This is a genomic window from Vibrio sp. 1S139 (assembly GCF_041439475.1).
GTDB lineage: Bacteria > Pseudomonadota > Gammaproteobacteria > Enterobacterales > Vibrionaceae > Vibrio > Vibrio crassostreae_C.
On the sequence record NZ_JBGOOD010000011.1, the window covers coordinates 26303 to 53041 of the forward strand.

General features: G+C 44.6%; 23 protein-coding genes. 1 reads left to right on the forward strand and 22 read right to left on the reverse strand.

Going from position 1 to position 26739, the window contains the following annotated elements:
- Positions 1 to 62 precede the first annotated feature (62 nt).
- The 9 genes from ACED46_RS05870 to ACED46_RS05910 form a co-directional block, all read right to left on the reverse strand.
- Complete coding sequence (locus ACED46_RS05870) at positions 63 to 1946, reverse strand: methyl-accepting chemotaxis protein (protein WP_017070254.1); 1884 nt, start codon at positions 1944 to 1946, stop codon at positions 63 to 65.
- Positions 1947 to 2271: 325 nt separating this feature from the next.
- Complete coding sequence (locus tag ACED46_RS05875; protein ID WP_017060963.1) at positions 2272 to 3843, reverse strand: BCCT family transporter; 1572 nt, start codon at positions 3841 to 3843, stop codon at positions 2272 to 2274.
- 271 nt (positions 3844 to 4114) lie between these two features.
- The gene (locus ACED46_RS05880; RefSeq protein WP_371721078.1) at positions 4115 to 5713 is read right to left on the reverse strand and encodes a BCCT family transporter; all 1599 of its coding nucleotides are present in this window, start codon (positions 5711 to 5713) and stop codon (positions 4115 to 4117) included.
- A gap of 169 nt (positions 5714 to 5882) precedes the next feature.
- Complete coding sequence (locus ACED46_RS05885) at positions 5883 to 6521, reverse strand: response regulator transcription factor (protein WP_017060961.1); 639 nt, start codon at positions 6519 to 6521, stop codon at positions 5883 to 5885.
- Positions 6514 to 7869, reverse strand: a complete 1356-nt coding sequence (locus tag ACED46_RS05890) for a cache domain-containing protein (RefSeq protein WP_017072488.1) — start codon at positions 7867 to 7869, stop codon at positions 6514 to 6516. The genes ACED46_RS05885 and ACED46_RS05890 overlap by 8 nt, the downstream gene beginning before the upstream one ends.
- Before the next feature lie 104 nt (positions 7870 to 7973).
- On the reverse strand, positions 7974 to 9257 hold the full coding sequence (locus tag ACED46_RS05895; RefSeq protein ID WP_029235146.1) for a TRAP transporter large permease subunit: 1284 nt from the start codon (positions 9255 to 9257) through the stop codon (positions 7974 to 7976).
- Positions 9258 to 9266: 9 nt separating this feature from the next.
- Positions 9267 to 9812 (reverse strand): TRAP transporter small permease subunit, encoded by a 546-nt coding sequence (locus ACED46_RS05900; RefSeq protein ID WP_017060958.1) that lies wholly within the window; start codon positions 9810 to 9812, stop codon positions 9267 to 9269.
- A gap of 197 nt (positions 9813 to 10009) precedes the next feature.
- Entirely contained in the window at positions 10010 to 11104 is a 1095-nt protein-coding gene (locus tag ACED46_RS05905; RefSeq protein ID WP_017060957.1) for a TRAP transporter substrate-binding protein, read from the reverse strand.
- Between the two features lie 629 nt (positions 11105 to 11733).
- Entirely contained in the window at positions 11734 to 12126 is a 393-nt protein-coding gene (locus ACED46_RS05910; RefSeq protein ID WP_004733388.1) for a hypothetical protein, read from the reverse strand.
- A gap of 220 nt (positions 12127 to 12346) precedes the next feature.
- Between ACED46_RS05910 and ACED46_RS05915 the strand changes: the two genes are divergently transcribed.
- Positions 12347 to 13162 carry a DUF2982 domain-containing protein gene (locus ACED46_RS05915; protein WP_102450591.1) on the forward strand — a complete coding sequence of 272 codons (816 nt, stop codon included), beginning with the start codon at positions 12347 to 12349 and terminating at the stop codon, positions 13160 to 13162.
- Between the two features lie 119 nt (positions 13163 to 13281).
- Here ACED46_RS05915 and ACED46_RS05920 read toward each other — a convergent pair whose 3' ends face one another.
- From ACED46_RS05920 to nrfD, 13 genes are all read right to left on the reverse strand, one after another.
- A complete protein-coding gene (locus ACED46_RS05920; RefSeq protein WP_004733386.1) occupies positions 13282 to 13935 on the reverse strand; it encodes an MBL fold metallo-hydrolase in 654 nt (217 codons plus the stop codon).
- A 100-nt stretch (positions 13936 to 14035) separates the two neighbouring features.
- Complete coding sequence (locus ACED46_RS05925; protein ID WP_371721079.1) at positions 14036 to 14584, reverse strand: DUF882 domain-containing protein; 549 nt, start codon at positions 14582 to 14584, stop codon at positions 14036 to 14038.
- A 199-nt stretch (positions 14585 to 14783) separates the two neighbouring features.
- Positions 14784 to 16322, reverse strand: coding sequence for a murein L,D-transpeptidase (locus ACED46_RS05930; protein WP_108111525.1), 1539 nt, complete (start codon positions 16320 to 16322; stop codon positions 14784 to 14786).
- An 80-nt stretch (positions 16323 to 16402) separates the two neighbouring features.
- On the reverse strand, positions 16403 to 17491 hold the full coding sequence (locus tag ACED46_RS05935; protein WP_371721080.1) for a DUF1513 domain-containing protein: 1089 nt from the start codon (positions 17489 to 17491) through the stop codon (positions 16403 to 16405).
- Positions 17481 to 18542, reverse strand: coding sequence for an imelysin family protein (locus ACED46_RS05940; RefSeq protein WP_371721081.1), 1062 nt, complete (start codon positions 18540 to 18542; stop codon positions 17481 to 17483). Before ACED46_RS05940 ends, ACED46_RS05935 begins: the two co-directional genes overlap by 11 nt.
- A 158-nt stretch (positions 18543 to 18700) precedes the next feature.
- Positions 18701 to 20089, reverse strand: a complete 1389-nt coding sequence (locus tag ACED46_RS05945; protein ID WP_029405782.1) for a di-heme oxidoredictase family protein — start codon at positions 20087 to 20089, stop codon at positions 18701 to 18703.
- A 110-nt stretch (positions 20090 to 20199) separates the two neighbouring features.
- Positions 20200 to 21459: an imelysin family protein gene (locus ACED46_RS05950; protein ID WP_017066835.1), complete on the reverse strand. Its 1260-nt coding sequence runs from the start codon at positions 21457 to 21459 to the stop codon at positions 20200 to 20202.
- A 176-nt stretch (positions 21460 to 21635) separates the two neighbouring features.
- Positions 21636 to 22232 carry a GTP cyclohydrolase II gene (gene ribA / locus ACED46_RS05955; protein WP_108098797.1) on the reverse strand — a complete coding sequence of 199 codons (597 nt, stop codon included), beginning with the start codon at positions 22230 to 22232 and terminating at the stop codon, positions 21636 to 21638.
- Positions 22233 to 22481: 249 nt separating this feature from the next.
- Positions 22482 to 22658, reverse strand: coding sequence for a hypothetical protein (locus ACED46_RS05960; RefSeq protein ID WP_004733378.1), 177 nt, complete (start codon positions 22656 to 22658; stop codon positions 22482 to 22484).
- An 89-nt stretch (positions 22659 to 22747) separates the two neighbouring features.
- Positions 22748 to 23188, reverse strand: a complete 441-nt coding sequence (gene nrfF, locus ACED46_RS05965; protein WP_004733377.1) for a heme lyase NrfEFG subunit NrfF — start codon at positions 23186 to 23188, stop codon at positions 22748 to 22750.
- The gene (locus ACED46_RS05970; RefSeq protein WP_371721082.1) at positions 23185 to 23739 is read right to left on the reverse strand and encodes a DsbE family thiol:disulfide interchange protein; all 555 of its coding nucleotides are present in this window, start codon (positions 23737 to 23739) and stop codon (positions 23185 to 23187) included. Before ACED46_RS05970 ends, nrfF begins: the two co-directional genes overlap by 4 nt.
- Positions 23720 to 25636 (reverse strand): heme lyase CcmF/NrfE family subunit, encoded by a 1917-nt coding sequence (locus ACED46_RS05975; protein ID WP_371721083.1) that lies wholly within the window; start codon positions 25634 to 25636, stop codon positions 23720 to 23722. Before ACED46_RS05975 ends, ACED46_RS05970 begins: the two co-directional genes overlap by 20 nt.
- Positions 25637 to 25764: 128 nt before the next feature.
- Positions 25765 to 26739, reverse strand: coding sequence for a cytochrome c nitrite reductase subunit NrfD (gene nrfD / locus ACED46_RS05980; RefSeq protein ID WP_017069166.1), 975 nt, complete (start codon positions 26737 to 26739; stop codon positions 25765 to 25767).

A 26739-nucleotide genomic window follows, 5' to 3' on the forward strand; every position in this document is an offset into this window, starting at 1 on the left:
CTAGATTGTACAGATACATCAAAGCCCCAACCTAAGTCGGGGCTTTGTTATATTGGCTTCGATTACAGCTTGAAGCGGCTGATTTCGCTTTCTAGCTCGTGAGACAGTTCAGAAAGCTGCGCAGCTTGCTCTGCAGCTTGGTGTGCTTCGTCTGCTAGCTCGTTAGATACGTCACGGATTCCTTCAGTGTTACGAGTAATCTCAGACGTTACTGACGCTTGCTCTTCTGCAGCAGAAGCAATCTGTGTTGCCATGTCACTGATGCGTTCAACAGCAGCATGGATTTGCGTTAGGCTTGCAGCCGCTGAGTTCGCGTCATCAACACTGGTTTCAGCAAGTGTACGGCTATCGTTCATGATGTTAACCGCTTTGCCTGTTGTACCTTGCAGCAACTCAATCGTTTGTTGAATTTCTTGCGTTGAACCGTGTGTACGTTGGCTCAGAACTCGAACTTCATCCGCTACTACTGCGAAACCACGACCTTGCTCACCGGCACGTGCTGCTTCAATAGCGGCGTTAAGTGCAAGTAGGTTCGTTTGTTCTGCAATACCTTGAATGTTAGACAAGATAGCGTTGATGCTGTTGCCGTGCTCTTCAAGCTCGAGAATCACGTTAGTTGCGATTTGAACTTCTTGAGCAAGGTTTTGGATAGAGCTTTGAGTCTGTGTTACTTGACCAGTACCGTGCTCACACGCGCCAACCGCTTCAGATGAGTTCTGTGCAGTGTGGTCTGCGTTACCTGCGATCTCTTGTGTTGCTGCAGCCATTTCGTTAACGGCTGTTGCTACCATGTTGATCTCGTCTTGTTGCATTTGGATACGAGCACTACGTTCTTCAGCTTGAGAAGCCGTTTGACGTGCTTGGTTGCCTAGCGCAGCAGATACTTCGCTTAGCTTGATCACCATGGTGTGCATGTTACCCACAAAGCGGTTGAAGTTTGCTGCAAGCTGACCAATTTCGTCGTCGCTCTTAGGCTCAAGGCGTTGAGTAAGATCGCCCTCACCTGAAGCAATTTCTTCAAGTGCTGCTGAAACGCGGTTTAGGTCGCGGAATAGGAAGCTTACTAACCAAGACACGAGTACGATTACGATGAGCGTAATAACGACAGCAGTGATGATCAGCTGAGTAAGTAGCGTTGAGTGGTTCGCTTCTTCTGTTGCTTTGTCCATCTGAACCGCGAAGATCCAGTTGGTGTTAGGCACCTTCGTGAAGTAAAGCAGCTTGTCTGCGCCGCGCTCTTTGATGATCTCGATGCTACCCGTACGCACTGCGTTTTCGATGATAGGCATAGAGATATCGTTTGAAAGCTGGCTTACCGGCTTCAAGCTTAGTGCTGAATCTGGGTGTGCTAGGAATGTGCCGTCAGAGGCATCAATTAGCATTGCGTAAGCGTTGTCACCAACATCAAGGCTGATTACATCGTTAACCAACTGGTCGATCAGTACGTCTGCACCAACAACACCAACAAGTTGGCCGTTGTGGCGAACAGGTTCTGCGATCGTTACTAGAAGTGCTTTGGTGATTGCATCTTGGTAAGCCGTAGTAATGATTTGCTTACCTGCAGCGTTTGCTTCTTGGTACCAAGGACGTTGACGAGGATCGTAATCTGCACGATTACGTTCAGGATGTGAACGGTACATTCCACCTTCTGGAGTACCTAAAAAGATATCGTCAAAGCCACCCGCTACACGAGCTTGTCTAAGGAAAGGAACAACATCATCCTCTCGTGAAAAGTCATTAAATGCTGATGCGATATCAGTACGGATATCAATCCAGTTTTTAATACCTTCAGATGCTGCTTCAGATACGCTTTCAGCTCGTAGGTATACGCCATTACGAGTCTGTTCAAATAATTGGTTTGCTGACAACCAAGTCAACGCTGTAGCCATAACGACAACAGCAGATAGGCTAGCGCCTATCAACTTCTGCTTTAGTGTTAGTTTCATGTCAAAGTTTCACGAGTGGTGGGAAATCTCGCGCATACTACCCAATATTAGTATTAAATTCGAGCGATTTCACAATTTAATATTGGAATATAATTTTAAGCAAACCATAAGCTTAAGTAATGTCAAATCCTTGGCTTATCGCCAAATTTAAGGCGGTGTTGTCTCTACGGTTATTAACATTTTTATCGCACTTCACATGCTTAAAAGAGACAAGAAAACACGGTATAAAGAGGAAACAAAAAAGGCAGAAGAGTTTCCTCTTCTGCCTTCATATTATTTACCGTTCTACTGCGTATAAATTGCAGTAGATTTCAGCTTAAAAAGCCTAGCGTTTTTCTGTACGCATACCCATTAGCAAGCTCACACACATCAGTAATAGAATGATGGTAAATGGTAATGCCGTCGAGATTGCACCCGCTTGTAGAGCTTGTACTGCTTCAGTACCACCAACCCACAATAGAGCCACAGCAATCGCACCTTCAAGGAACGCCCAGAACACACGTTGAGGCACAGGCGTATCAACTTTACCACCCGCGGTGATGCTGTCGATTACTAGAGAGCCTGAGTCAGACGATGTAATGAAGAAGACTAGAACCAATACAACCGCAATGATTGAAAGCAGAGTACCGAACGGCAGTGCATCAAACATTTGGAACATTGCTAGTGATACATCTGTTAGGCCGTCTTGACCAAGAATACCAACGTTATTCACGATTTGGTCAATCGCCATGCCACCGAATACTGACATCCAAATGATAGTCACTGTCGTCGGTACAATCAGTACTGCTGTGATGAACTCACGAACGGTACGACCTTTAGAAACACGTGCGATAAACATACCTACGAATGGAGACCATGAGATCCACCAAGCCCAGTAGAATACAGTCCAACCGTGCATCCACGTTTCATCTTCACGACCGTGAGGGTTACTCAACGGAATGATGTTTTCAATGTATGCCATCAATGTCGTTGGGATAGAACCTAAAGTCACCGCGTAGCCGATTAGAGCCACTAAGATAAGCAGTAGGAAAGCCACCAACATGTTGATGTTACTGATAACTTTAACGCCACCATCAATACCACGAAGTACTGATACTACCGCCAATAAAGTCACCGCTGTAATCACAATAACTTGCAGACCTAAGCCCGCTTCAATGCCGAATACATGCTGAATACCACTTGCCGCTTGTTGTGCACCAAGACCTAACGATGTCGCCAGACCAAATAGCGTTGCAAGTACAGCAAGAATATCAACAATGTGACCTGCCCAGCCCCAAGCTCTATCACCTAAAATTGGGTAAAAGATAGAACGGATAGAAAGAGGCAATCCCTTGTTGTAAGAGAAAAACGCAAGTGACAGTGCTACTACGCCATAAATCGCCCAAGGGTGTAGACCCCAGTGATACATGGTTGCGCCCAATGCCAGTTTTGCAGCTTCTGGTGTGTTTGGTTCAACACCTAACGGAGTTTCAAACCAACCCGTGAAGTAAGCCGCTGGCTCTGCCACACTCCAGAACATCAAGCCGATACCCATACCTGCGGCAAACAGCATCGATAGCCAAGAGAAGAATGAGTAATCTGCCGTCGCATCAACACCACCAAGGCGGATTTTGCCGTACGGAGAAACAATCAAACCTAAGCAGAAAATTACGAAAATATTACCCGACCAGATGAAAAGCCAATCAAACGAATTGATAATCTGGCCTTTAACGCCATCTAGCGCAGCCTTTGCTGAAGCGGTATCTGTAATAAGAACACCGATCAGGAACAAAGCGATAAGTCCCGCACTAATACCAAATACTGGGTTATGAACATCAAAACCCCATTTTTGGACGTTATCTTGACCGACAGTGTAATCCGTACTGTCGATACTGTATTTATCTATACCTTTAGTCATTATCCCTCTCTACGGAATTCTATTAGGGTCTATTGACCTGGTATTCCTTACTTACCTGCGACTTAATTACAAACTCGAACCTACGATCCAAGTAGTACAAGCTGTTGTCACAATAATTCAAATACTTGGATGTCTGAAGTTTAGCAGGTTAACTTGTTGTTTTCAGTAAACTAGAATCGGTTCGATGGAATTTCAAACAATATTCACGCAATTACTCAAGTTTATGACGAAAAAAAGGTCGACCCTGTCGACCTTTTTATCAAAAATACTTTTAACTCAAAGCATTTTGGTGCTTAACCAATTGATTTTCAGTTCGTAAACCGAGTAATAAGCTTAGGCACATAAGCAATAATATGAAGGCAAATGGTAGCGCCATCGATACCGTTCCAGCTTGCAGTGCTTGAATAGATTCCGTACCACCAACCCATAGTAGAACCGCTGCAATCGCGCCGCCCATCAACGCCCAAAATACACGTTGTGGAACCGGTGCATCCACTTTACCGCCAGAGGTAATGCTATCGATAACCAATGAGCCTGAATCAGAAGAGGTGATAAAGAACACCATAATCAAACCAATCGATACCACTGAAAGCACAGAGCTCATTGGCAGAGCATCGTAAGTATGGAAAAGAGAAAGTGTAATATCTTGCAGACCATTCACACCAATCTCGCCCACCTTGTTCGCCACTTGATCAATCGCGATGCCACCGAAAATAGCCATCCAGATGATGATTACTGTCGTTGGGATGAACAATACAGCAACGATAAATTCACGAATCGTTCGACCTTTAGAGATACGAGCGATGAACATGCCTACGAATGGTGACCAAGACATCCACCATGCCCAGTAGAATACCGTCCAACCTTGCATCCACGTTTCATCATCACGCCCATGAGGATTACTTAAAGGAATGAAGTTTTCAATGTAGCCCATTAGCGCGGTTGGGATTGCTTTAATACCCGCCATGCCACCTGCAATCGTAACAAAGATCAGCAAGCCTAAAGCCACCAGCATATTCACGTTACTTAGCACTTTTACGCCGCCGTTGATGCCACGAACCACGGACATTGTCGCTAAGAAAGTAACCACAGCGATAACAATCAGCTGCATGCCAATACCGCCATCGGTACCAAATACATGGTTAATACCACTTGTTGCTTGTTGAGCACCTAAGCCCAATGAAGTTGCAAGGCCAAATAGCGTTGCAAGCACAGCGACGATATCAACAATATGACCAAACCAACCCCAAGTTCTATCACCCAAGATAGGGTAGAAAATAGAGCGGATTGATAGAGGTAAACCTTTATTGAAGGTGAAAAAGGCAAGCGCTAGAGCAACAACCGCGTAAATCGCCCAACCGTGCAGACCCCAGTTGTAGATGGTTGCACCAAGAGCCAACTTCGCCGCTTCAGGAGAGTAAGCTTCAACACCTAGTGGTGTTTCATACCAGCCAGTGAAATAAGCTACTGGCTCAGCAACACCCCAGAACATTAAGCCAATACCCATTCCTGCGGCGAATAACATCGACATCCAAGATAGGTTTGAGTGCTCTGCTTTGGCATCATTGCCACCAATACGTATCTTGCCATACGGGGAGACAATGAGGGCAAAACAGAAAATTACGAAGATGTTTGCTGCCCACATGAAGAAACCATCGAAGTTACCAATGACTTTCCATTTGATTCCATCAAGCGCCGCTTTTGCGGTTTCAGGGTCTGCGACTAGAAGTGCCAACAGGAAGATAATGATCGCCCCTGCACTGATTCCAAATACTGGGTTATGAACATCAAAACCCCATTTCTGAACGTTATCTTGTCCTACTGTATAATCGGTATTTTCAATACTATACCTATCTTTTACAGGCTCCATGCTTCCTCTCTAATTTGCAGCGCACAGTTTGCAACATTGCATTCGGCGCTTAAATTTCGAAAAGAAGAATATCAACCTGTCGCAAAAATACTAAAAAAACCTCCATAAAGGAGGCGTAAATTACACATTTAGTAATTAAATTACACATTTAACGTTATTTAGCGTAAGATCAGTCCACAAGCCCGGAGCTGACCGCATATTTTGCAAGCTCTGCCGTAGAGTGAATATCGAGCTTATGCTTAATATTTTGCCTATGGGTTTCTACCGTTCGATAGCTGATATTCAGCGCCTTTGCGACCTCTTTACTGCTCTCCCCTTTTGCGACTAATTTCAGCACAGCCTCTTCACGTCTGCTCAATGGATTCTTGACAGATGGCGTGGGAGTAATCGGCTGAGTAAACAAATTCTGCGTGACTTTTTCACAGAAATAGGTCGATCCTTGATTGACCGTTTTGATTGCCTGTACCATTTTTTCAGCCGAAATCTCTTTCAACATGTAACCGACAGCACCCGACTGCATCACCTTCATGATGTATTCACGGTTGTTATGCATGGTCAGCATCAGGACCTTGGCTTCTGGGTCTTCTTCTTTAATCAGATGGGTGGCATCAATGCCATTCATGATAGGCATGCTGATATCCATCAACACCACATCAGGGCGCAGAGACTTAACGACCTCTACCGCTTCTAGTCCATTGCTGGCGGTACCTATCACGCTAATATCTGGCTCGAGTTCCAATCTCGCCATAAAGCCATCCAGTACCACTTGGTGATCGTCAGCAATCACAACTCGAATAACTTCACTCATTCATTAATCCCTCTAGTGTCAGTAACACTGTAATTTCCGTTCCGAGGCCAATCTCACTCATCAATTCAAAGTCACCACCGATGAACTCCACTCGCTCTCTCATGTTACGCAGCCCGATCCCTCGTTTTTCCATCGCTTTATAGGTGTTGAAACCGACACCGTTATCTTGAATCAGTAGTTGCAACACATTACCAATTTGCTGAGCGATAACCGTTACTTTGGTCGCTTGCGCGTGTTTCTCGATATTATTCAGCGACTCTTGCACCACTCGATACAAGGTTGTCGCAGCCTCAGATTTCAACTTACCCTGTTGAGTGCTAAACAAGGTTTCTACTTCAATACCCGAATGCGCCTGAAAATCTAACAACAATGAAGACAATGCCGCCTCTAAACCAATATCATCCAACGAACTTGGACGAAGTTGATGCGAGATGTGCCTCACTTCTTCGATTGCTCGCATCAGTGAATGCTGCGACTTATTCAAATGTGCTTTAAGGTCTTCATTTTGTAGCTTATTACCGAGCAGTTCCAAATGGCAACGACTCGACACTAATAATTGGTTAATACCATCATGCAACTCACGCGCTAGATGCTTCTTCTCGTCTTCTTGGAACATCACCGTCTTATGCGCCAGCTCCTTTAAGTTGTTATCAGCAATCCGATGTTCATGCATGTTAATAGCCAAGGTCAGCACGATGATGACCGCGACCGTTACGCTCAAAATCACCACAATCGAAAAGAACGTGGTTTCAATATTCTTATTTATCGCAGCCTGCATCGAAGCCACTTCTTGGTGTACGTCTTCAATATACAAGCCGGTGCCAATCATCCAGTCCCAACGCTCTAACCAAGCGGCGTAGCTCAGCTTAGACACCACCTCACCCGTCGACGGTTTTTGCCACAAATACTGGTGAAACCCGCCTCCGGTTTGCGCTTCTCTTAACAGAGCCTCTATCAGAAAATCGCCATCTTCATCTTGCAGTTGGAGTAGGTTTTGGCCTATCAATTCTGGCTGAATTGGATGAACCAAGTTGGTCCCGAGGCGATCGTATGCGAAGAAGTACCCATCAGAGCCATATCTAAGTTTAGACAATATGGTTCGAACTTTTTTTTTGGCTTGGGCTTCTTGGATATTTGGATCGTTATAGACGTGTTCTATGGCGTCGAACGCGAGATCAACCGTGTCTTTGAGGGCGTTTTCACGCGACTTGATTAGGCTGTCTCTAAAGATCTCGACTTCTTTAGCGCCTAACGTCTTAGTCTGGTGCAGCGAGATCCAACTAATACTCGCCGTTACCAGCAGCAACGGGAGCAACGTCAGCAAAATCAGCTTGGCTTTTAGAGGCATTCCTTTCCCTCACAAAAAACGGCTTACTGAACATCAATAAGCCGTTTTACTTTAGCAATTTATAGATAGCCGTCGAAACATATCATTCACATTCTTGGCTTCACTCACATTCCATAGAAAGATGGGAAAGCGAGAAGTGATCCAAGTACGAGGATTTGAATCAGAATGAACGGCATCACACCTCGGTAGATGTCCTTAGTCGTCACGCCTTTCGGTGCTACGCCTTTTAAATAGAACAAACTAAAACCAAATGGCGGCGTTAAGAAGGAAGTTTGTAGGTTCATCGCAATAAGGATAGCGAACCATGTCATGTTGATGCCCATCAGTTCAGCAACTGGCGCAATGATCGGCACGATGATGAAACAGATCTCTACGAAATCGATGAAGAAACCCAGAATCAGAATCACAAGCATGGTAATGATCAGGAAGCCCCATTTTTCACCTGGCAGTTGTAGCATCCACTCTTCAACCAGATAGTCGCCACCAGTGTAGGTAAACGCCATTGAGAATGCCGTTGCACCCAACAAGATAGCAAATACCATCGCCGTTACTTTCACCGTCTCTTTCGACGCCTCGTACACCATCGACCAACTAAATTGACCGTAAAGCAGTGCAAGTATCATCGCACCCGCGCCACCTAATGCGGCTGACTCTGTTGGCGTAGCAACACCTGCGAAGATAGAGCCCAGTACAACAATGATTAACGCTAGAGGCGGAAGAATCGCTTTCAGTGCATTAAACACTTCCTGCTTACGGCTGATGGAGTCATCACGTTCAATAGGTTGAGCCGCTTCAGGGTGTAGCTTTGCGTATATCAAGATATAAACGATGTACGCGCCGACCAGCATCACGCCCGGCCAAATCGCCGCTTGGAACAAGTCGCCTACAGGAACACCTAGAACATCACCCAATAGAATCAATACGATGGAGGGTGGAATGATCTGCCCTAGCGTACCAGACGCACAAATAGTGCCGCAGGCTAAGCCTTTGTCGTAATTGTACTTGAGCATTACAGGTAGGGAGATAAGTCCCATAGCAACAACAGAAGCACCAACCACGCCAGTAGAAGCCGCAAGTAGTGAACCTACTAATACGGTTGAAATCGCGATACCACCACGAACGCCGCCAAACAGTCGCCCCATAGACTCAAGCAACTGCTCAGCAAGCTTGGTCTTTTGTAGAACGAGCCCCATAAAAACAAACAATGGAACGGCCATCAGAACCGTGTTTTCCATAATGGATTGAATTCGATATGGCATGAAGGCAAACATTTCAATGCCCTCAGCCCAAACACCAAAGATTAACGCGATACCACCAAAGGTAAACGCCACTGGGAAGCCAAGTAAAAGCGCAAACAAGGCTACGAAAAACATTACTATTCCAATCATGTTCAGCCTCTACTTGTTTTTTGTATGAATATTGTTTGCATGGATAAGATGCGGATTAAAAATCTTATTCAGTGAATGCAGGATCAAACCTACGCCACTGAGTGCCATCAAAAAGAATGACAGCGGGATCATAGCTTTGATGATCCAGCGATACGGCAGGCCACCGGGATCGCCTGAGGTTTCACCCAGTTCATAACTCTCTTTGGCAACATCGATACCAAACCAAGCCACCAGCAGGCAAAACGGAAGTAGAAAGATAAGCGTGCCAAGCAGGTCAATAATCGCTTGTGCTTTAAAGCTCAGTTGCTCGTAGAACACATCCACTCGCACATGACCACCAGCCTTGATGGCATAAGGAACACCTAATAGGAAAACGGCTGAGAAGAGGTGCCACTCCATCTCTTGGAAGGCGATAGAGACATCGTTGAAGGCATATCTCATGACAACGTCATACACGACGTTGGCGATAAGTAAAATAAACAACATACTGGAAAGCCATCCCAGTGCGTCACCGATACGATTAAACAGGCGTTCAATATAAATTAGACTTCGCATTCCCGACTCCATGGAATTTGAAAAGACATCGCGCAGCTGAGGTAACGAGCTGTAGGACGTAGAAAAGGTTCTTGAGCGTAATACAGGATTTATCCTGCTTAGTTATTATGTTTTAAATGAACCCTCGGCTTATTCACTCTTAAATACTCAATAAGAAAAGCTTCGGGTTCATTTAGATTCAGTTCAACAACTGTCGATTATTTCGCTTGGCTATTTAGATAAGCTCTATGTGAAATATCCGTCCATGAACGTACTTGCTCTAGGTAGCTTGCTTGTGAAGCTTGAATCTCTTTTGCTAGCTCATCTTTCTCAGCATGTGCAGCCAGTAGGCGATCGTTCGCTTCTTTCAGAGCAGACATAACCTCTGGTGGGAAATCTTTCACTTGTACATCTGGGTATTCTGTCTTCATTGAAACCCAGTTCTTACCACTTTCGTGCGTTGCTTGTGTGTACATGTCGTAAGCCGCAGTACGCATTGCAACACGTAAGATTTCTTGTAGGTCTTCAGGCAGCTTGTTCCATGTACGCTTGTTCACTAGGAATTGAAGCTCTGAACCCGGCTCGTGCCAACCTGTGTAGTAGTAAGGCGCGATTTTGTGGAAGCCCATTCGTAAATCCAGCGATGGACCTACCCACTCTAGTGCGTCGATTGTGCGGCGCTCCAAAGACGTGTAAAGCTCACCAGGGGCAATGTTAGTCGGCTTAGCACCTAGCTCCGCAAGGATTTCACCAGCAAAGCCTGGGATTCGCATTTTCAGACCTTGTAGATCTTCAACGCTATTGATCTCTTTTTGAAACCAACCACCCATCTGAATATCCGTGTTACCACCTGGGAACGACATTAGGTTGTGTGGAGAGTAAACCTGCTCCATCAACTCCATACCGCCACCGTGATAGAACCACGCATATTGTTCAGCTGGCGTCATACCGAAAGGCATAGAAGTGAAGTAAAGAGTGTTTGGAACTTTACCTTTCCAGTAGTAAGAGCCTGAGTGACCCATGTCGTATTGACCAGACTTAACCATGTCAAAAACGCCAAGCGGTGCTTTGTGTTTGTTTGCTGAATCGATTCTGATTTGCAGTCGACCATTCGACATCTTCTCAGCCATCGCAGCCATGTTTTTGGTTGCATCACCGAAAACAGGGAAGTTTGGTCCCCATGTTTCAGCGAGCTTCAAGCGATAAACCTTATCAGCAGCTGTGGCGCCAGTTGCGACCAAAGCTAAACAAGCCGCTGCAGTAACCGCAACGTTTTTAAAAACTCGTGTGAGGGAGTTAGAAATGAGACTCATGTTCACGTCCTTTTGTTGGATTAACACTCTTTCTGTGAGTATTTTTTATGGTTCAACATAAGAGTGCACCTTGATGAGGCAACTAGATATCAGGGAGAGCACGCACGACCGGCCCACACAAACTGCGTATTAGACCAAAGGATTACGTAGAACTACGTAGGAGATAATTGAGTTATGTCGATTTTAAAGGACTTACTCTATTCATCAGGGAAATGCTTATTGATAAGTACCTAAGTATTAATAATTAAATACCGTTAACAATTGATTGCCATTTCGTGATGAGGCTCTATTCACACCACAGATCAAATACGCACCTAAATGCATTCAATCCATGAGAATCAAGGTTTCACAGAATCAGACGCCCTACTTTGGTGCTTACTGATTCGAAACATGGGACACGCGACAGACAGAGGAATAACGAAAGAGATCAGCCGATTGGAAATAAGGCTGCTGGGGCTAGGTTTGAATATAAGTATGGGTTTAGGGGTTTGAGTTTGGGTTTGGGATTGGGTTTTGGTTTTGGTTTTGGTTTTGGTTTTGGTTTTGGGATTAACATGATCCGTCAGATACAAAAAAGCCTCGAAAATCGAGGCTTAAAAACTTAACGAAGCGAATGTAATCCCACAGGATTAGATAGCTTTGTAGATAACCTTGTTACCTGCAAGTTGCTCTTTCGCTACTAGGTTTTCTTCAAGAAGTTTTTTCAATGCGCCTGTTGCCCATGAAGCTGCTTTCGCGTCTTCTTGACCAGCTGCTAGGCCGATACCTTTAGGGTTAATGCCTTCAGCATTGCTAACAACGATGTCTAGAACTTGTTGTTGCTTAGGAGTCAGTGCTACTGCAACTTCTTTAGTTGCTGCTACTGCTTTCTCTACCGCTGGTTTTGCTGCTACAGTTTTTTCTGCTACAACTTTCTCTGCGACAGGCTTCGCTTTTTTCGGCGTTGCCACTGCTTTAACTACAGCCGCTTTAGTGCGTTTCTGCAGTTTAGCCTGCACCTTACGCTTATGAGCAAGTCTCATTGAATATTTCTCCAGTTCACTGCTCTTTTCGCAGTGGTGAAAATTTGAAGCGCGATTTATACCAAAAAACAGGAGCTATTTGTAGAGTGAAGCGCCGAAAGTCGACGAAAAATACCGATATTGTCTACTAGCGTCTATTATTTAATCATCGACTTATCAATTCAGGGTCATATACACTGGTTATCCATCCAGACAAAAATATGAAAACTTGGTGTTGCCTATGGACACTCGTCACCTTACCAATTTCTCTTTGCCTTCGTTCACACGTTCGTACCGTATTCTGGCCGTTGTTTTAGGCTTCGTTTGCTTGATCGTTGCTCTGTACAGTGACAATCCAAAGTTACTGATCGTGGGTGCATTTTGCATTATTGCCCTACTCGGAACTGGCTATTATTTAATGTTGCGCAGCAGAGTGATGTTCACTCTCACACCGACGCATTTTCAGCAGCATTTTTATAAAGGTGGGTGGGTTTTAAAGTGGAGCAATATTGAAAAGATTGGCATGTGTACCTACGAGCAAGAGGGGTGGCATCAACCTCTTCCTTGGGTTGGTATCAAGGTTAAAGATTACTCGCCCTACCTCGATTCAATTTGCCCTAAAATCACTTGCGAGTTATTGCTGAGCCAGCGAGCACTTTTGTATCTGGGCGCCAAGCAAGCGGGTAAAGAGTCAAACTTTGAAGATATGGTTCTCGACTCATCGCATTACCATGCGCGCTGCACTGAGAGCGGTTGTGTGGAACTGAACAGATATAAAGAGTCACAAAATACTGACGAGGTTATCTTCAACGATAGCCAAACACAGACTAGCCCAGATTCACCCCATGAATCGAAATCCCATAAATCGAATGCGAAAAACGCAGTGATTAAAGACTATTCCGGGTTGCAGGCGATGCTAGCGAATAGGATGAAATATCAGAGGGGTTTCCACGGTTACGATATTTTCATATCAACTCAAGATTTGAATATGAGTGGAGAAGAGTTTATTGGACTTGCTCGACGCTACTTAGCGGCTGCCGAGCGTCTTTCTGATTAAAATTAAACAGGTTTAAAAATAAACTCGCACGCTAATCCACGATGAACCATAAAAAAAGCTTAGCTTTCATAGGAAAAGCTAAGCTTCATTTTCAATCGTTCTTCTATTAAATCAAAGACCTAGTACAGAGGCATTTCATCTGCTACGAATGGGTTTGATGCGCGTTCGCGGCCAAATGTCGATTCAGGGCCATGACCCGGAACGAATGTTACGTCGCTGCCTAGTGGCCAAAGCTTAGTCTTGATTGAAGCAATCAGCGTGTTGAAATCGCCTTGTGGGAAATCCGTACGACCAATAGCACCGTTAAATAAAACATCACCAACAAACGCCATGCGCGCTTGCTCGCTGAACAGTACAACGTGACCAGGTGTGTGGCCCGGAGTATGAATCACATCAATCACTTGGTTACCAAAAGTCACTTTGTCGCCCTCTTCCAACCATGTGTTTGGTTCAAAAGCTTTGCACAGTGGGAAACCAAACATCTGGCTTTGATTCTCTAAACCTTGAAGCCAAAAGTTGTCTGCCTTATGTGGGCCAACAATGTTCACGTTCAAGATCTCAGCAAGCGGTACAGTGCCACCCACATGGTCTAAGTGACCGTGCGTCAGTACCAAGTTCACCACTTTAACACCTAGCTCTTCAATGATCGCAGCCAGCTGTTGAACGTCACCGCCCGGATCGACAACGATGCCTTCCATTGTCTCATCACACCACACAATTGAGCAGTTTTGAGAGAAAGAGGTAACAGGGACAACTTGATACTTGAGAGACATATACAAACCTTAAAGGGCAAACTGAAATTTGGGCAAACTATGACATTGGATGTCTACTTTGACAAGTCCCTACCGTTTCGCTCGCAATCTAAGCCTAGCGCTACCAGCTGCGAACTGGGCCAGTATCGATATGGATAAAGTTGCTACGTGCATAATAACCTACACCACCCGCGTTCAGGCTTTTGGCTACGTCTCTTAATTCTTTTAGGTTGACGCCATCAATACGGAAATCAATCGCTTTACCCAACATGTGGTAGCTCTTCTTCGCTACGCCACTCGACTTAGAGCGCAATGCTTCATTGGTCGCAGGAGAACGGTAACCAGAGATAATTTGAACTTCTTTTTGAATACCTAAGACATTTTGAATCTGAGTGATCTGATCAAACAGGTTCTTATCCATTGGGTGAATTTCATTACGGCGGAAATCGCGACATAATTTGCTGAGGCGTGCCATCTCGTCACCAACATAGTTAGTGCCATCGAAATAACAGGTCTCTAATCGTTCACCAGTGTGAAGATTGTTCATGCTAATCGTTCTTGGTTGATCAGGGTATGAAGCAAAAGCGATAGAAGGAGTAATTGAGGCGACAACAGCGGTACCACCAGCGTAAATCAGAAACTGACGGCGTGAAAATAAACTTTGAGACATACAGCAAAAAAACCAATTAGATCGAACGAAAAATGCACGATACATAATGGTAATTGCTGCGTCAACGTACAAAAACCGCCCAAAAGGTTAGTATTTGTAACCTTTGCACGGTTAGTTATTGATCCACATTATAATTTTATCAATAGAAGCTTGGTTGTCATTTTTTGGTCAAGATCACCCTTATTGGCTTCACTGATAATTAACCACCCTCTTTATCATATTGATAGATGTCACCACGATACTGTATGCCCCCTTCTTCAAACAATACGGTTTGATAAATGATATGTACGGGGATTCGCTTCTTGAGTCGCACCTTAGTATTCGGAGCAAGGTCATCACTTTGGTTAGGTACTTTCCTTACCTTAGTAGCAAACAACAACTCAGCCAATTCCTCTGCATGTTCAACACGTATGCAGCCGGAGCTATAAGCACGGAAGTCGTCATTAAACAGACCTTTGCTTGGCGTATCGTGCAGATAGATCGCTCGCTTGTTAGGTGTGTTGAACTTGTACAAACCTAATGCATTACGCGACCCGGCCTGCTGACGCATTCGATATGGGAAAGAATTGAAATTGATGGTCTGCCAATCGATCTCAGTGGTGTCGACCGTCTCCATAGTGCGCCAACCGTCAATCACTTGGAAGTTGTGTGTATCTAGATAGCTTTCGTCCGCTTTCACCTTAGGCAAGATGTCTTTGACCATGATTTTCCATGGCACATTCCAAGTCGGGTTTAGGATGACCGAATCGAGGTTTATCTCTAAAAGCGGCGTTTTTCGCGACTTTCTGCCCACCACGACTTTGGACTCAAAGACCTCTTCGCCATCTTCCCAATACTTCATATCAAAACTAGGGACATTGACGACGATGAGAGAGTCTCTGTCTCTTGGCCACAAACGAACACGTTCGGCATTCAGAGCCAATGAAGTCAAGCGATCATCAAAGCTCATGTTGATCCATTTGATCGTATCTGGCCCGACGATCCCATCGTCTGTAAGGCCGTGCATGCGCTGAAAAGATTTAATCGCCGTTTGCAGATCTCGATCGAACTCGGGAAAATCGACCGCGATCATCGAGGTATCAACACCAACCAAGGCAATGCGCTCAACAAGAACCGTTTTGTCTGAAAGCTCGTCACCCAAGCGCTTCAAACCTTTCTGTCTATATCGTTCAATATTGAGTTCAGAGGCGGTTTCTAACACCGAATAGGTTGCTTTGAATTGGTCAAAATCCCCAACAGGCGGCGCGTAAGACAGCACCATCTCCAATAAGTAATCATTGGCAACGCTGCTTTTTAATCTCATCAGAATATGCGGAGAAGGCGCTGGTAATTTGGAATGCAGCTTGCCCGAGAAGTACCACTCTTTACCGGCAAGCGGCGCATTTTCAACGTAGCTCAGGTAGTAGATAAAGGTATCGGTGAGTAATATGTCCAACTCTTGCCATTGAGCATGAGATTGATAGTGACGAATTTGCTTGAGTTGTCGCTCGAAGAGTGGTGCCATTTGAGCTTGTTCGAGAAGCGACAATTGAAATTCAAACGCCTTAACAAGTTCAGGTGAATCCCAAAGAATAGGCAGAGACGAGTCTTGATAAATACTCTGGGTAAGCTCTGGATAAATCAGCATAAAAGAGAGCTCTGAATCAGCCGGAATAAATCGACTCTCGTCAGAACTCGTATAGCTCCATGCGTGCACAGAAACTAGAACTAATAATCCACAGAAGTATTTCGCGAACATGCTTAACTCCATCACCAACCATCTCATAAGTATGGCAAAGAAATGGGAGTAAGCATGTTATTTTTAAGAGGCTTTATAAATCAGATTGAACTCCAATGGTTATCCCACTGGACCGATGATTGCTGAGTTGATTTCTCATAAGGCTTGCTCTGGCTTACCACACTTCCTGCCCCAGAGCTTAATCGAAACTCACCATCAAGCAGCACAGCACCAGAAGCATCAGATAATGCAGAGAGTTCTACTAATTCTTTGGTTTCTTTAGACCAAATACCGTAGCAGTTGCCTCTTGGCGAAGTCGCAATAATCCAATCATCTGACGCCGCAATGCTGGCGATATAGTGATTGAACCTTGCCCATTGCTCTGGCTCTGCGTTCAGCGATTCAAACTGGCCGTCTTTAGTATGCATCGCCAATAGCGAAGGATACTCATCTGGTTCACCACGATATTGCTGGCCACAAAGCACGGTTTCAGCACCATCATGGGCTAAGTGTCGAATGCTCAGCTTCTTATCCAACAATTCAACCTGATCAAGTAACACACCTTCAGGAGAAACATAACTCAAGCTCGGCTGCATCGAATCGAGGTTTTTCGGTGTTCTACCATCAGTATGAACGCCACCAACGCCGATCGCGAGATTACCATCCGGCATGATGATCACTTCATGAGGCCCAATACCAAAACCGCTGAACTCTTCGACCTTACGATAGCCTTGCGCGACATCGTAAACGCCAATCACACCTTGGCTGCTGTCCGTTTTCCCTTCAGTGGCATACAGTAACTTGCCATCTAATGAGTAAACGCCATGACCATAGAAGTGACGGTTGTTACCTTTCACGACCATTTTGATCTGCTGACCGTTTTTATAGTCAAACACCATAAAATAGTCACCAGGACGACGAGCAAAAACCACCGCATGTGATGAGGTTGGGCAAATCGCGACGCCATGACCACGATCTGGGATCGGCAGTTGACTCAATAGCATTCCATATTCGTCAGCCACAACCGCTGAATATTGGCCACGCCCATTCAGCGCACAACCGATTAATTGAGGCTCACTAGATGAGCTCACAGCACCAGAGCGACTAGCGCAGCCAAACGGAAGCATTGGAACAGCTGCACAACCCAGTGCAGCCTTGAGTAGCGTTCTTCGCGTAGTATCAGTCACCATCGGTAGCATTAAATCCTATTACCACGCCAAGCTCTATCGCCACTTCTTCATGAATCAGGTACTTCAAACGTTCTAGTTTGTTGTATTGAGTCAGCACATCTCGATAGCCCTCTTTGCTCTGCAATAACTCAAACAAGCTTGAGTCTGTAGGCCAAGTATCTAGCGTCAATGTGAACTGCTCAGCAACGCGATCAGCTAGGTCGTTTAAGCCCTTCTCTCTCAACAAGCCGTCTAGACCATTGCCATCGGCAAGGTACAAATTCTGAAGTGCTGCTACATTCGCTTTTAGTTGAGTCATCGAGGTTTGTGCACGCCATGATTCTGAGAAGTAAGGACGCGGATGACCAATTTTCGCCATCGGGCGACTCAGTTTTTTCATGCTGTAATCAAGTTGGTTGGTCAATAAAGCGATGTATTCAGACTCCCAGCGAGTCTCGTCTAGCGCTAACCAAGGGTTAACCTGCCATGCCTGCGCAATCGAAGATGACTTAATCGCTAAGTTTTCAGTAATCGCTTGTGATGATTGGCAACCTAGCGCTTTGTCTTGAAGCAGTGGCGATTGCTCGTCATAAAGCGACCATTCCAACGCACCTAGCCCTTGAACGGTCACACTCTGCTGCGCGATTTCGTCTTGAGTCCAAGCTTTGTTCTGCTGAGTTAACTGACGCATCTTAAGACCCGTCGTGTTCTTTTTGTCTGGCCAGAATTGAACATTCCAGCTCTCTTCAAGCGCTGCTGTTGGGCCTCTTTCTTGGCCTTGTAGTGCCATCCAGCTGTTCATGGTGAGCTGCCACTGACTTTTTAAAGCATCTAACTCAACATCATTAGTTTGGCAATAACCCTGCATCAAGACTTCTAGCTCGTTGGCTTGCTTGGCGAATAGGACTGCAGAATCAAACTCTTGTTGATAGACACTGCGACTGATATGGTCGGTCGTGTCTGCTTGATAAGACACACCGTTAACCTCAGATGAAGCGGCTTGCTCACCCGATGATTGGCAGCCTGCCATGATTAATACCGACAAAGGCATTAACAAAAATTTATGTGTCATGCTGTTACCTTACTTCCTAATTTTTCTTTTAATTATATGAGTTCATTAAATACGAAACGACCGCTGGCCTCGTATTCCTACAAGTTCAGCGGTGCTAAGTGGTTTGATAGCGGCTTTCTTAAGTCACTAGCCGTTAACTAAACTGAATTCAACTCAGCCTATAACGAGTTTAAGAACGCCAATAGCGCTTCACGCTCGCTGCTACTAAGAGCTAAAACGTTTTGTTTCGCCATTTCTGCTTCACCGCCATGCCAAAGCACAGCTTCCATAACATTTCTCGCACGACCATCATGAAGTAAGAACGTGTGACCATTCACTTCTTTGGTATAGCCTAATCCCCATAAAGGTGTTGTGCGCCATTCTTGGCCATTCGCAAGATACTCAGGACGGTTATCCGCTAAGCCTTCACCCATATCGTGCAGCAACATATCGGTATATGGGCTAATTAACTGCTTAGACAGTGCCGGTAAGCCTTCACGCTCTGCCGTGCGGAATTCAGCTTGGTGACAACTTTGACAACCCGCGTCTTTAAACAGCTTTTTACCCTGAACAACGACTGGATTGTCGACATTACGACGAATAGGTACCGCTAGATGCTGCGAATAAAACTCAACAAAATCTAGAATGTTGTCGCTGACTTCTGGTTTGCCACCATTTGGAAAATCATCACAAGTGGATTGCGCTGATGTGCAGTTTTCATTCGGGAATAAGCGACTCGTTAAGCCCAAATCACCGTTAAACGCCGCCGCATTTTGCTGCATTAGGTTTGGCTGTCCAGCTTTCCAACCAAAACGACCTAGAGCCATTTCGTTGGTTTGAACATCGAGAACATAGTTAGCTTTACCTGAAATACCTTGTTTGTCGGCCAATTGCTGATCAGCAAATCCAAGAATCGTTTCTTTTGAAATGCTCTCCAGCAGACCAAGGCCAATCATTGGCGGCGCAACGCGCGCAGAAAACTCTGTTTTAGGGTGCATCTCGCCAAAAGCAAGATCAGTAATCTTTAGGGTTGGTTTACGCAGAGTCACGACTGTGCCGTCTTTGAATTCAACGGGAACATCTGTGTAGCTGATGTTCACTTTACCCTCTGGTTTCACACCTTGAAGCGCGAAATCTTGTAACTGGCCGCCGTAAGTCGGTTCTGGAATACCACCATCACGAATGAAGGCTTGTCTCTGCTCTGGCGTTTCGGCTGGAATACTTAAGCGAACTAACATTGAAACCGCGTTCTCATCGCCTTTTTCAGGCGCATGACCACGACCATCTTTAATATGGCAGTTTTGACAACCGTTGGTGTTGAATAGTGGGCCTAACCCATCACGCGCATCGGTTGATGAGGGTGCAGGTACCCAAGGGTTTCTGAAGAAACTGTTACCAACACTGAAATCCAAGCGTTTGCTCATTGGTAGATTGGCTGCAGGAAGAGAAAAAGCATTCGCTCCCTCTTTCTTCACAGTCGTTTTACCACCAGAGTAAGTTTCATGGGCATGTAATGGCGATAAGAAAAACAGTGCGGTTAATAGTGAGGCTGATAGATACGACTTCATACATTGCCTTGCGGTGTTTTTGATTTTAGTTTTTATGTGGGAGTAACTATTTTGAATAACAAACAATTAAGGGCTCAATGAGAGCCCTTAATTGTTTTCGTCTCGGGTTCTTAGAACTCGTGATCAGCCGTGTCTGGGTTAAGGCTATCAATACCAATAACACCAGCGGCACGCTCAATCGCAGCGGTTTGAGACACTAGCGCAACAATCGTTTTGTTTACTAGTGCGTTACCCGCAGCGTTGTCAGCAGCAATTAGCTGATCGAAGTGCTGGTTGTTTTTCTCAGCAGACGTTACTAGTTGACCAACTTGTGCACGTGCTAGGTCAAACTGCTTTTGGATCTCTTTCGCAGCTTGCTCATCTTTTTGCTCTACTAGGTCAAACAGGCTTGGACCTGAAAGCAGAGTGCCGTCTTCACGCTTATATAGACCCGTGTAAACGTTGTAGATGCCTTGCTCGTTGTAGTAGTGAGAGTTGTGCGTGTTATCAGAGAAACAATCGTGCTCGTCTTCAGTAGAGTTTGCTTCTAGTGCAACCTTCATACGCTCACCCGCTAGTTCACCTAGAGACAGTGAACCCATGCCAAATAGCATTTTACGTAGGCCGTTGTCACTAGATTCAGAAAGAAGCTCTTGACGGTAGTTACCTTTTTCGCCTTCAGCCCACTGTTTTTCCATCCATTCTAGATCTTGGATAAGCAATTCAGCTGATGCTTTTAGGTATGCGCCACGACGGTCACAGTTGCCATTAGTACACTCAGCGCCGACAACGAAGTCAGTGTAAGCACGCTCACCTGCACCGCTGTTTGTGCCGTTTAAATCTTGACCCCAAAGTAGGAATTCAATCGCGTGGTAGCCAGACGCTACGTTTGCTTCAGAGCCACCGATCTCGTTGAGATCTGCAATTAGTTCTGGAGTAATGTTGGTTGCGTCTACCGTTGTCTGACCAATTTGGAAAGTTTTATTAGCAACGATGTTTGCGCTAGCGCCTTCGTTACCAAGCTCATATTGGTAATCAGTCGAAACGTAATCGATTAGGCCTTCATCAAGTGGCCATGCGTTCAATTGGCCTTCCCAATCGTCAACAACAACGTTACCAAAGCGGAATACTTCTGACTGTTGGTAAGGTACGCGAGACTCAAGCCAAGCTTGTTTTACTTGTTCGAAGTTGCCAGCAGAAGGAGAAGCTAAGAAGGTATCAATAGAAGAGTTCAACGCTTTTGCTGTAATTACGGAATCTGCAAACACGGCATGAGCAATATCTGCGTAATGTTCAACAACTTGATCTTGAGTTACTGCTGCGAAAGAAGAAGCAGAGGCAAAAAGGAGTGACGAAGTTACGGCTTTTGTCACTAAAGATTTAATAGTCATGAAGCATCCTTGTTGAGCTTTAAATTATCATTCGTAGTAATAGTGCAAACCATTATCATTTGCACTACGAATTGGAATAATACAAACTTACAATTTTATTGCAAGATAAATACAAAAAAACCTCACATATGTGAGGTCTTTAAACATTTTTATGTTAAGCGCAACAAAGAGACTAATCAGATATCCAGATTATGCTTACCGTGTGAGACTTTTGCCCTCAGGTAGCTTTCATTACCCGACTTAACATGAGCAGAGGTGTTCACCACTTCTTCAATCTCAATACCAAAAGATTTCAGCTCATTGATTTTCTTTGGGTTGTTAGTGACTAGGCGAATTTTTGTGGTTCCCAAAGCACGAAGCATTTCTGCCGCTTCAGTAAAATCACGCAAATCATCACCGAAACCTAGATGGTTATTGGCTTCGTAAGTGTTCATACCTTCACTTTGCAGGCGGTATGCATCGATTTTATTGTATAAACCAATACCACGACCTTCTTGGCGTAAGTAAAGAATCACTCCACCCGTCTCACCCATAATTCTAATGGTTTCGTCTAGCTGCTCACCACAGTCACAGCGAGAGGAATGGAAAACATCACCAGTCAGGCACTCAGAGTGCATACGAACAAGAGGTATGTCTTGTGTCTTGTCTGCTGATTTAAATATCACAGCAACATGCTCTTTATCTGTTTTCAATCCATGAAAAGACAGAAGTTCAGCATCAATACTGCTTGTTACCCCTACTTTGAAATCTATTCTGGCACGCACTTCCGCCATAGCTATACTCACTTGAAAATTCGATGTATTTAACAACACTACATTATATGTCTAGGCAATATTTTGTAGCTAACTATCTAATGATAGACACTATGAGGCTGTTAACAATTTTTTTCAAGGTCGACCATGCACTAATTATTATATTATAACAATAATTTTTCAGGTAACAAAAAACCCCACATTGGAATGACCAACATGGGGTTATAAATTAATCAGTTGCGGCTAAGGCTACGATTTTTTACAGAACGATCAACTTACTTGAGTTTGCTTCCAGATGACAAGCTGAACCCAAGCGTTCTCTAATTCGTTTAACTCTTCTTGAGTAAGCGTAGAAATGCTCGACTTTGCACTGTATTTTTCTGCCCATTTGTCAGATCGGACACGAGTATGGAACTCTTTCTTTAAATTTGAGATTACGTTATCCACAGATACATCCTTATATAACAGTGCTTAGCCTTTATAATCCTTTAATGTTACAAAATACAGGTCAATTGGTAAACAGTAATACATAATTTTTATGAGCTCTTTCTAACACTTTTTACTGATAAATATATAAATAATAGAAATAATACGCTCGGCAGTAGCCAAAGTAATAAGTTTGAAACACTCATTGCTGGTTTATAGAGCACAAATTCACCGAACCTTTCCGTCATATATTGAGTAATCTCATTATTACTCTTCCCTGCTTTCACCATATTGAATACAACGAGGCGTAAGTCTTTTGCAATTGGAGAGTTCGACTCAATCAAGTTTTGATTCTGGCATTGCGGGCAACGTAGGGTTTTTGCCAATGTAATAGCGCGCTGCTGTTGTTCTGGGTTTTCAAACTCAAACAGTTCAACTTGAATACTCGTATCCTTATTACTGGCTGTAAACAGATCTTCTGCCAAAGTCGGAAAACTAATAACCATAAGCGTAGACAGCACAACGAGTGCTTGTATTAAAGGCTTCATCATCCATTCGCACCATCAAAATACATCGCAAGTTCTTCTTGCCACACTGATTCGTTGATCACGCCCAGTAACTTCTTAATGATTTGGCCGTCAGCGTCGACCAGATACGTTTCAGGAGTACCGATTACGCCGAGTTCTAACGCTAGCTTACCTTGAGGATCACTGATCACCGTTGAGTACGGATTGCCATCGCTCGATAACACATTGATCGCTGCCCCGGAGTTATCTCGATAATTGAGCCCAACAATTGGAATACCTTTATCATGAAGTTTGAGCAAAAAAGCGTGCTCAGTTTTACATATACCGCACCACGAAGCCCATACATTAACCAGTTGATAAGGATGCTGAGTGACATCAGCCAACGTAATTTCCTGTTTACTACTGATGCCTTCACTATTCGCTAACGCAGTAGATATGAATTCTGGGAATGCCCTTTTTTGCTCCGACACAATCGTCGATTGCTGCTTATTATCAAGCGCAAAGACAAATCCCAGCACCACAATCAATGCTAAGGCAATTAGAGTAATTAGCTTGTTACGAACGCTGGTATGCATACTGTGACGCCTTAACGGTTTTCTTTTTACGATGAGTCAATGAGAGCAAAGCGCCGATAATGGAGAACAGCCCACCAAACCAGATCCAGCGCGCATACGCCTTATACTGAACACGAAATGCGTAAGCGGTGGAATCGACTTTCTCGCCCATGGTGATATAAACATCGCCATGCCAGAACCACTTCATTGCAGGCTCACTCATGTTCATAACACGAACTTGGTAGTGTCTTCTTTCTGGCGCGATGGAAAAGCTTTGCTCGCTAGCATCTAATTCGAGTATCGCTTTTTCTGCAGTAAAGTTGGAGGCGACATAGAGCTCGGTATCACGATGAGAGAGCGTCCAGCCCATAAACTCAACCTCTTCACCTGGGCTCAATTTGTAACTTCGCTCAAATGAATGGTAACTGTTCATCGCGGCACCTATCGCTAATACTGCGACACCCACATGCGCCAACGTCATCACCCATACTTTGCGTTGAAACTTAGAGTTGCGCGTTACCGCTAAGCCGTAAACATGAGTCAGGGCTACCCAAAACGCAAGTGACCATGTCATTAGCACCATCACTTGGATCGCTTCAACTTGCAAAACATAAGTTACAAAGCCAAGACAGAGAGACAATAAGGCAATAATTCCAATCACACCTTTCGACGCTTGAGGTTTGATACTGAGCAATGGCGCTAACCCTATCACTCCCATCGCAAGCAGAGCCAATGGCGCAATAAGAAGATTAAAGTAAGGTGCGCCCACAGAGATATTTCCAAGGCCAAGTAATTCAAAAACCATTGGGTAGAAGGTACCAAACACCACCACCGCCGTACCCAGTACAAATATAAGTACCGCCACTAAACTCAAAAAACTTTTACTCGCAAAGCTAGTGATTGGATTCGACTCGAAAGATTCACCACGAACAATAAGAAGAGAAAACGAACTCACTAACACCAAAACCAGTATCAGCAACAGCGCGATACCTTTGGTTGGGTCAACAGCAAAAGCATGAACGGAAGTGAGGACGCCAGATCGAACAATAAAAGTACCGAGGATACTTAAACAAAACGTAATGAAAGCAAGGCTAAGTGACCACTTCAGCAACTGTTGCTTGCCCTTAGCAACGCCTAGGCTGTGCAGTAAAGCGGTCGAAGTAAGCCACGGCAACAAACTTGCATTTTCAACCGGATCCCAGAACCACCAGCCGCCCCAGCCCAACTCGTAATATGCCCACCAAGAACCAAGAATGATCCCCGCGGTTAAAAAGATCCAAGCGACTAAACACCAACTGCGACAATGGGCAACCCAATCAAACTCAATAGGATCAACCAGCAAAGCGGCAACTGCAAATGCCAACACCACAGAAAAGCCGACATAGCCAAGGTAAAGCAGTGGGGGGTGAAAAATCAGACCGACATCTTGCAGCATTGGGTTAAGGTCGCGCCCTTCTAGCTGTAATGTCGCGTTCATTTCAAATGGGTTTGATGCGAATAAGGTGAACCAAGCAAATATCGCGAGCAGTAGATTCATTACCCACAACACACGGCTTTGGTATTCATTTGAATAGTGTTTTTGTAAGGCGATAACGCCAGACCAGACGCTGATCGTCAGTACCCAAAATAACAAGGAACCTTCATGACCTGCCCATACGGCTGCGAGCTTAAAAAATGAGGGTAATTGAGTATTTGAATGTTCAGCGACATAGAGAATAGAGAAGTCATCACTGACAAAGGCATAGCCAAGCAACGCGAAAGAAGCGAGAGAAAACAACGCGCTTGAAAGAGAGAAACTGCGGATCAAACCTAGATTTTGCGTCCGTTTATTTAGCATTTGGTAAAACGAATGCACACCAATAATGCTGCTGAGTACAGCAACCAACACCAAACTAAACAGCCCCAAAGAACCGACCATATCACCTCAATAAGGCTCCGCTTGAGCAGAGCCGATCTGAACACGCATCTCATATTTGTTTAAAGCATGTTCATTAATAAGCAGATATTTAGTATCCAACATCTGCTCACTAATAAACTTGAGCAAAATTAAGCTATCGTTAACTGCCCTGCATAAAGAACAAAAGTTCGCAGCATTAATACGCCCATTAGGCTTAGTGAAGTCACCGAGAAAATATACACCGAGCTATGGCGGATCGAGGTTGGTGTAACGGCATTCAGCAACAATGGTAGAACCATGCCAACACCGATAACGCCATACCAGAACCAACTCGCCCAGAAACCACTGCCGATTGCGTTCCATACTGCCTGCTCACTTTGACCACCAGCAAATATCAACCCAGTGAAGAAAGTAACAAGGACAAACAGTTCAAACATAACAACAGGACGTTCGAAGCCGTGGATCCAAGAAATACTCGCACTATGCGGAGACTCCTTAAAGACCAACACACCAAATAAAATACATGCCGCCGCTCCCGAGGATAAACTCGAGAATAAGAACAATATCGGCAACACTGGGTTATTCAGCATTGGGAAGGTATTTAGCGCAGAGAGTAAGAAGCCAGTATAAGCCGCAAGTAATAGCGCAAGCACAGCTAAGAATATTTCAAAAACATTCTCAAAAGATTCTAATTTGCCAATCCAGTTACTGACAAAATCGAGTCGCCCTTTTAACCATGCTTGATCACTCAAGAATACGGCAATCTGATTTCGGAATATAATGCCGATCCAAACAAATAGGATCACCATATACACTTGGAATAAGATCACACCCATCGACATCACTGACGTCGGATTATAAAAGATCATGATCTTCCAAAATGATAGTGGTTTCGTCAGGTGGAAAACCAAGATCAATAAACCTGAGATGATCCCGAATGGTGCTAGAAAAGCCGTTGCCTTTAATACACCATTATTCGCTGGATCGTCCTCAATCACCTTTCTCTTAAGGTAAATCGAGATCATCACTGCACCCGCTGACATACCCGCCAAAAACAGATAGATAGCAATGATCCAGTCCCAAACCACGGTACCTGATTGAAACGCTGTATCCCATGCACTCAT

Bases quoted from the DNA above. Each gene is read 5' to 3' on its own strand.
- ACED46_RS05935 (WP_371721080.1), bottom strand. From the start codon at position 17,491: ATGGTGACTGATACTACGCGAAGAACGCTACTCAAGGCTGCACTGGGT.
- ACED46_RS05940 (WP_371721081.1), bottom strand. From the start codon at position 18,542: ATGACACATAAATTTTTGTTAATGCCTTTGTCGGTATTAATCATGGCA.
- ACED46_RS05925 (WP_371721079.1), bottom strand. From the start codon at position 14,584: ATGTCTCAAAGTTTATTTTCACGCCGTCAGTTTCTGATTTACGCTGGT.
- nrfF (WP_004733377.1), bottom strand. From the start codon at position 23,188: ATGATGAAGCCTTTAATACAAGCACTCGTTGTGCTGTCTACGCTTATG.
- ACED46_RS05890 (WP_017072488.1), bottom strand. From the start codon at position 7,869: ATGCCTCTAAAAGCCAAGCTGATTTTGCTGACGTTGCTCCCGTTGCTG.
- ACED46_RS05910 (WP_004733388.1), bottom strand. From the start codon at position 12,126: ATGAGACTTGCTCATAAGCGTAAGGTGCAGGCTAAACTGCAGAAACGC.
- ACED46_RS05900 (WP_017060958.1), bottom strand. From the start codon at position 9,812: ATGCGAAGTCTAATTTATATTGAACGCCTGTTTAATCGTATCGGTGAC.
- ACED46_RS05875 (WP_017060963.1), bottom strand. From the start codon at position 3,843: ATGACTAAAGGTATAGATAAATACAGTATCGACAGTACGGATTACACT.
- ACED46_RS05950 (WP_017066835.1), bottom strand. From the start codon at position 21,459: ATGACTATTAAATCTTTAGTGACAAAAGCCGTAACTTCGTCACTCCTT.
- ACED46_RS05915 (WP_102450591.1), top strand. From the start codon at position 12,347: ATGGACACTCGTCACCTTACCAATTTCTCTTTGCCTTCGTTCACACGT.
- ribA (WP_108098797.1), bottom strand. From the start codon at position 22,232: ATGGCGGAAGTGCGTGCCAGAATAGATTTCAAAGTAGGGGTAACAAGC.
- ACED46_RS05885 (WP_017060961.1), bottom strand. From the start codon at position 6,521: ATGAGTGAAGTTATTCGAGTTGTGATTGCTGACGATCACCAAGTGGTA.
- ACED46_RS05970 (WP_371721082.1), bottom strand. From the start codon at position 23,739: ATGCATACCAGCGTTCGTAACAAGCTAATTACTCTAATTGCCTTAGCA.
- ACED46_RS05870 (WP_017070254.1), bottom strand. From the start codon at position 1,946: ATGAAACTAACACTAAAGCAGAAGTTGATAGGCGCTAGCCTATCTGCT.
- ACED46_RS05930 (WP_108111525.1), bottom strand. From the start codon at position 16,322: ATGTTCGCGAAATACTTCTGTGGATTATTAGTTCTAGTTTCTGTGCAC.
- ACED46_RS05945 (WP_029405782.1), bottom strand. From the start codon at position 20,089: ATGAAGTCGTATCTATCAGCCTCACTATTAACCGCACTGTTTTTCTTA.
- ACED46_RS05880 (WP_371721078.1), bottom strand. From the start codon at position 5,713: ATGGAGCCTGTAAAAGATAGGTATAGTATTGAAAATACCGATTATACA.
- ACED46_RS05975 (WP_371721083.1), bottom strand. From the start codon at position 25,636: ATGGTCGGTTCTTTGGGGCTGTTTAGTTTGGTGTTGGTTGCTGTACTC.
- ACED46_RS05920 (WP_004733386.1), bottom strand. From the start codon at position 13,935: ATGTCTCTCAAGTATCAAGTTGTCCCTGTTACCTCTTTCTCTCAAAAC.
- nrfD (WP_017069166.1), bottom strand. From the start codon at position 26,739: ATGAGTGCATGGGATACAGCGTTTCAATCAGGTACCGTGGTTTGGGAC.
- ACED46_RS05895 (WP_029235146.1), bottom strand. From the start codon at position 9,257: ATGATTGGAATAGTAATGTTTTTCGTAGCCTTGTTTGCGCTTTTACTT.
- ACED46_RS05905 (WP_017060957.1), bottom strand. From the start codon at position 11,104: ATGAGTCTCATTTCTAACTCCCTCACACGAGTTTTTAAAAACGTTGCG.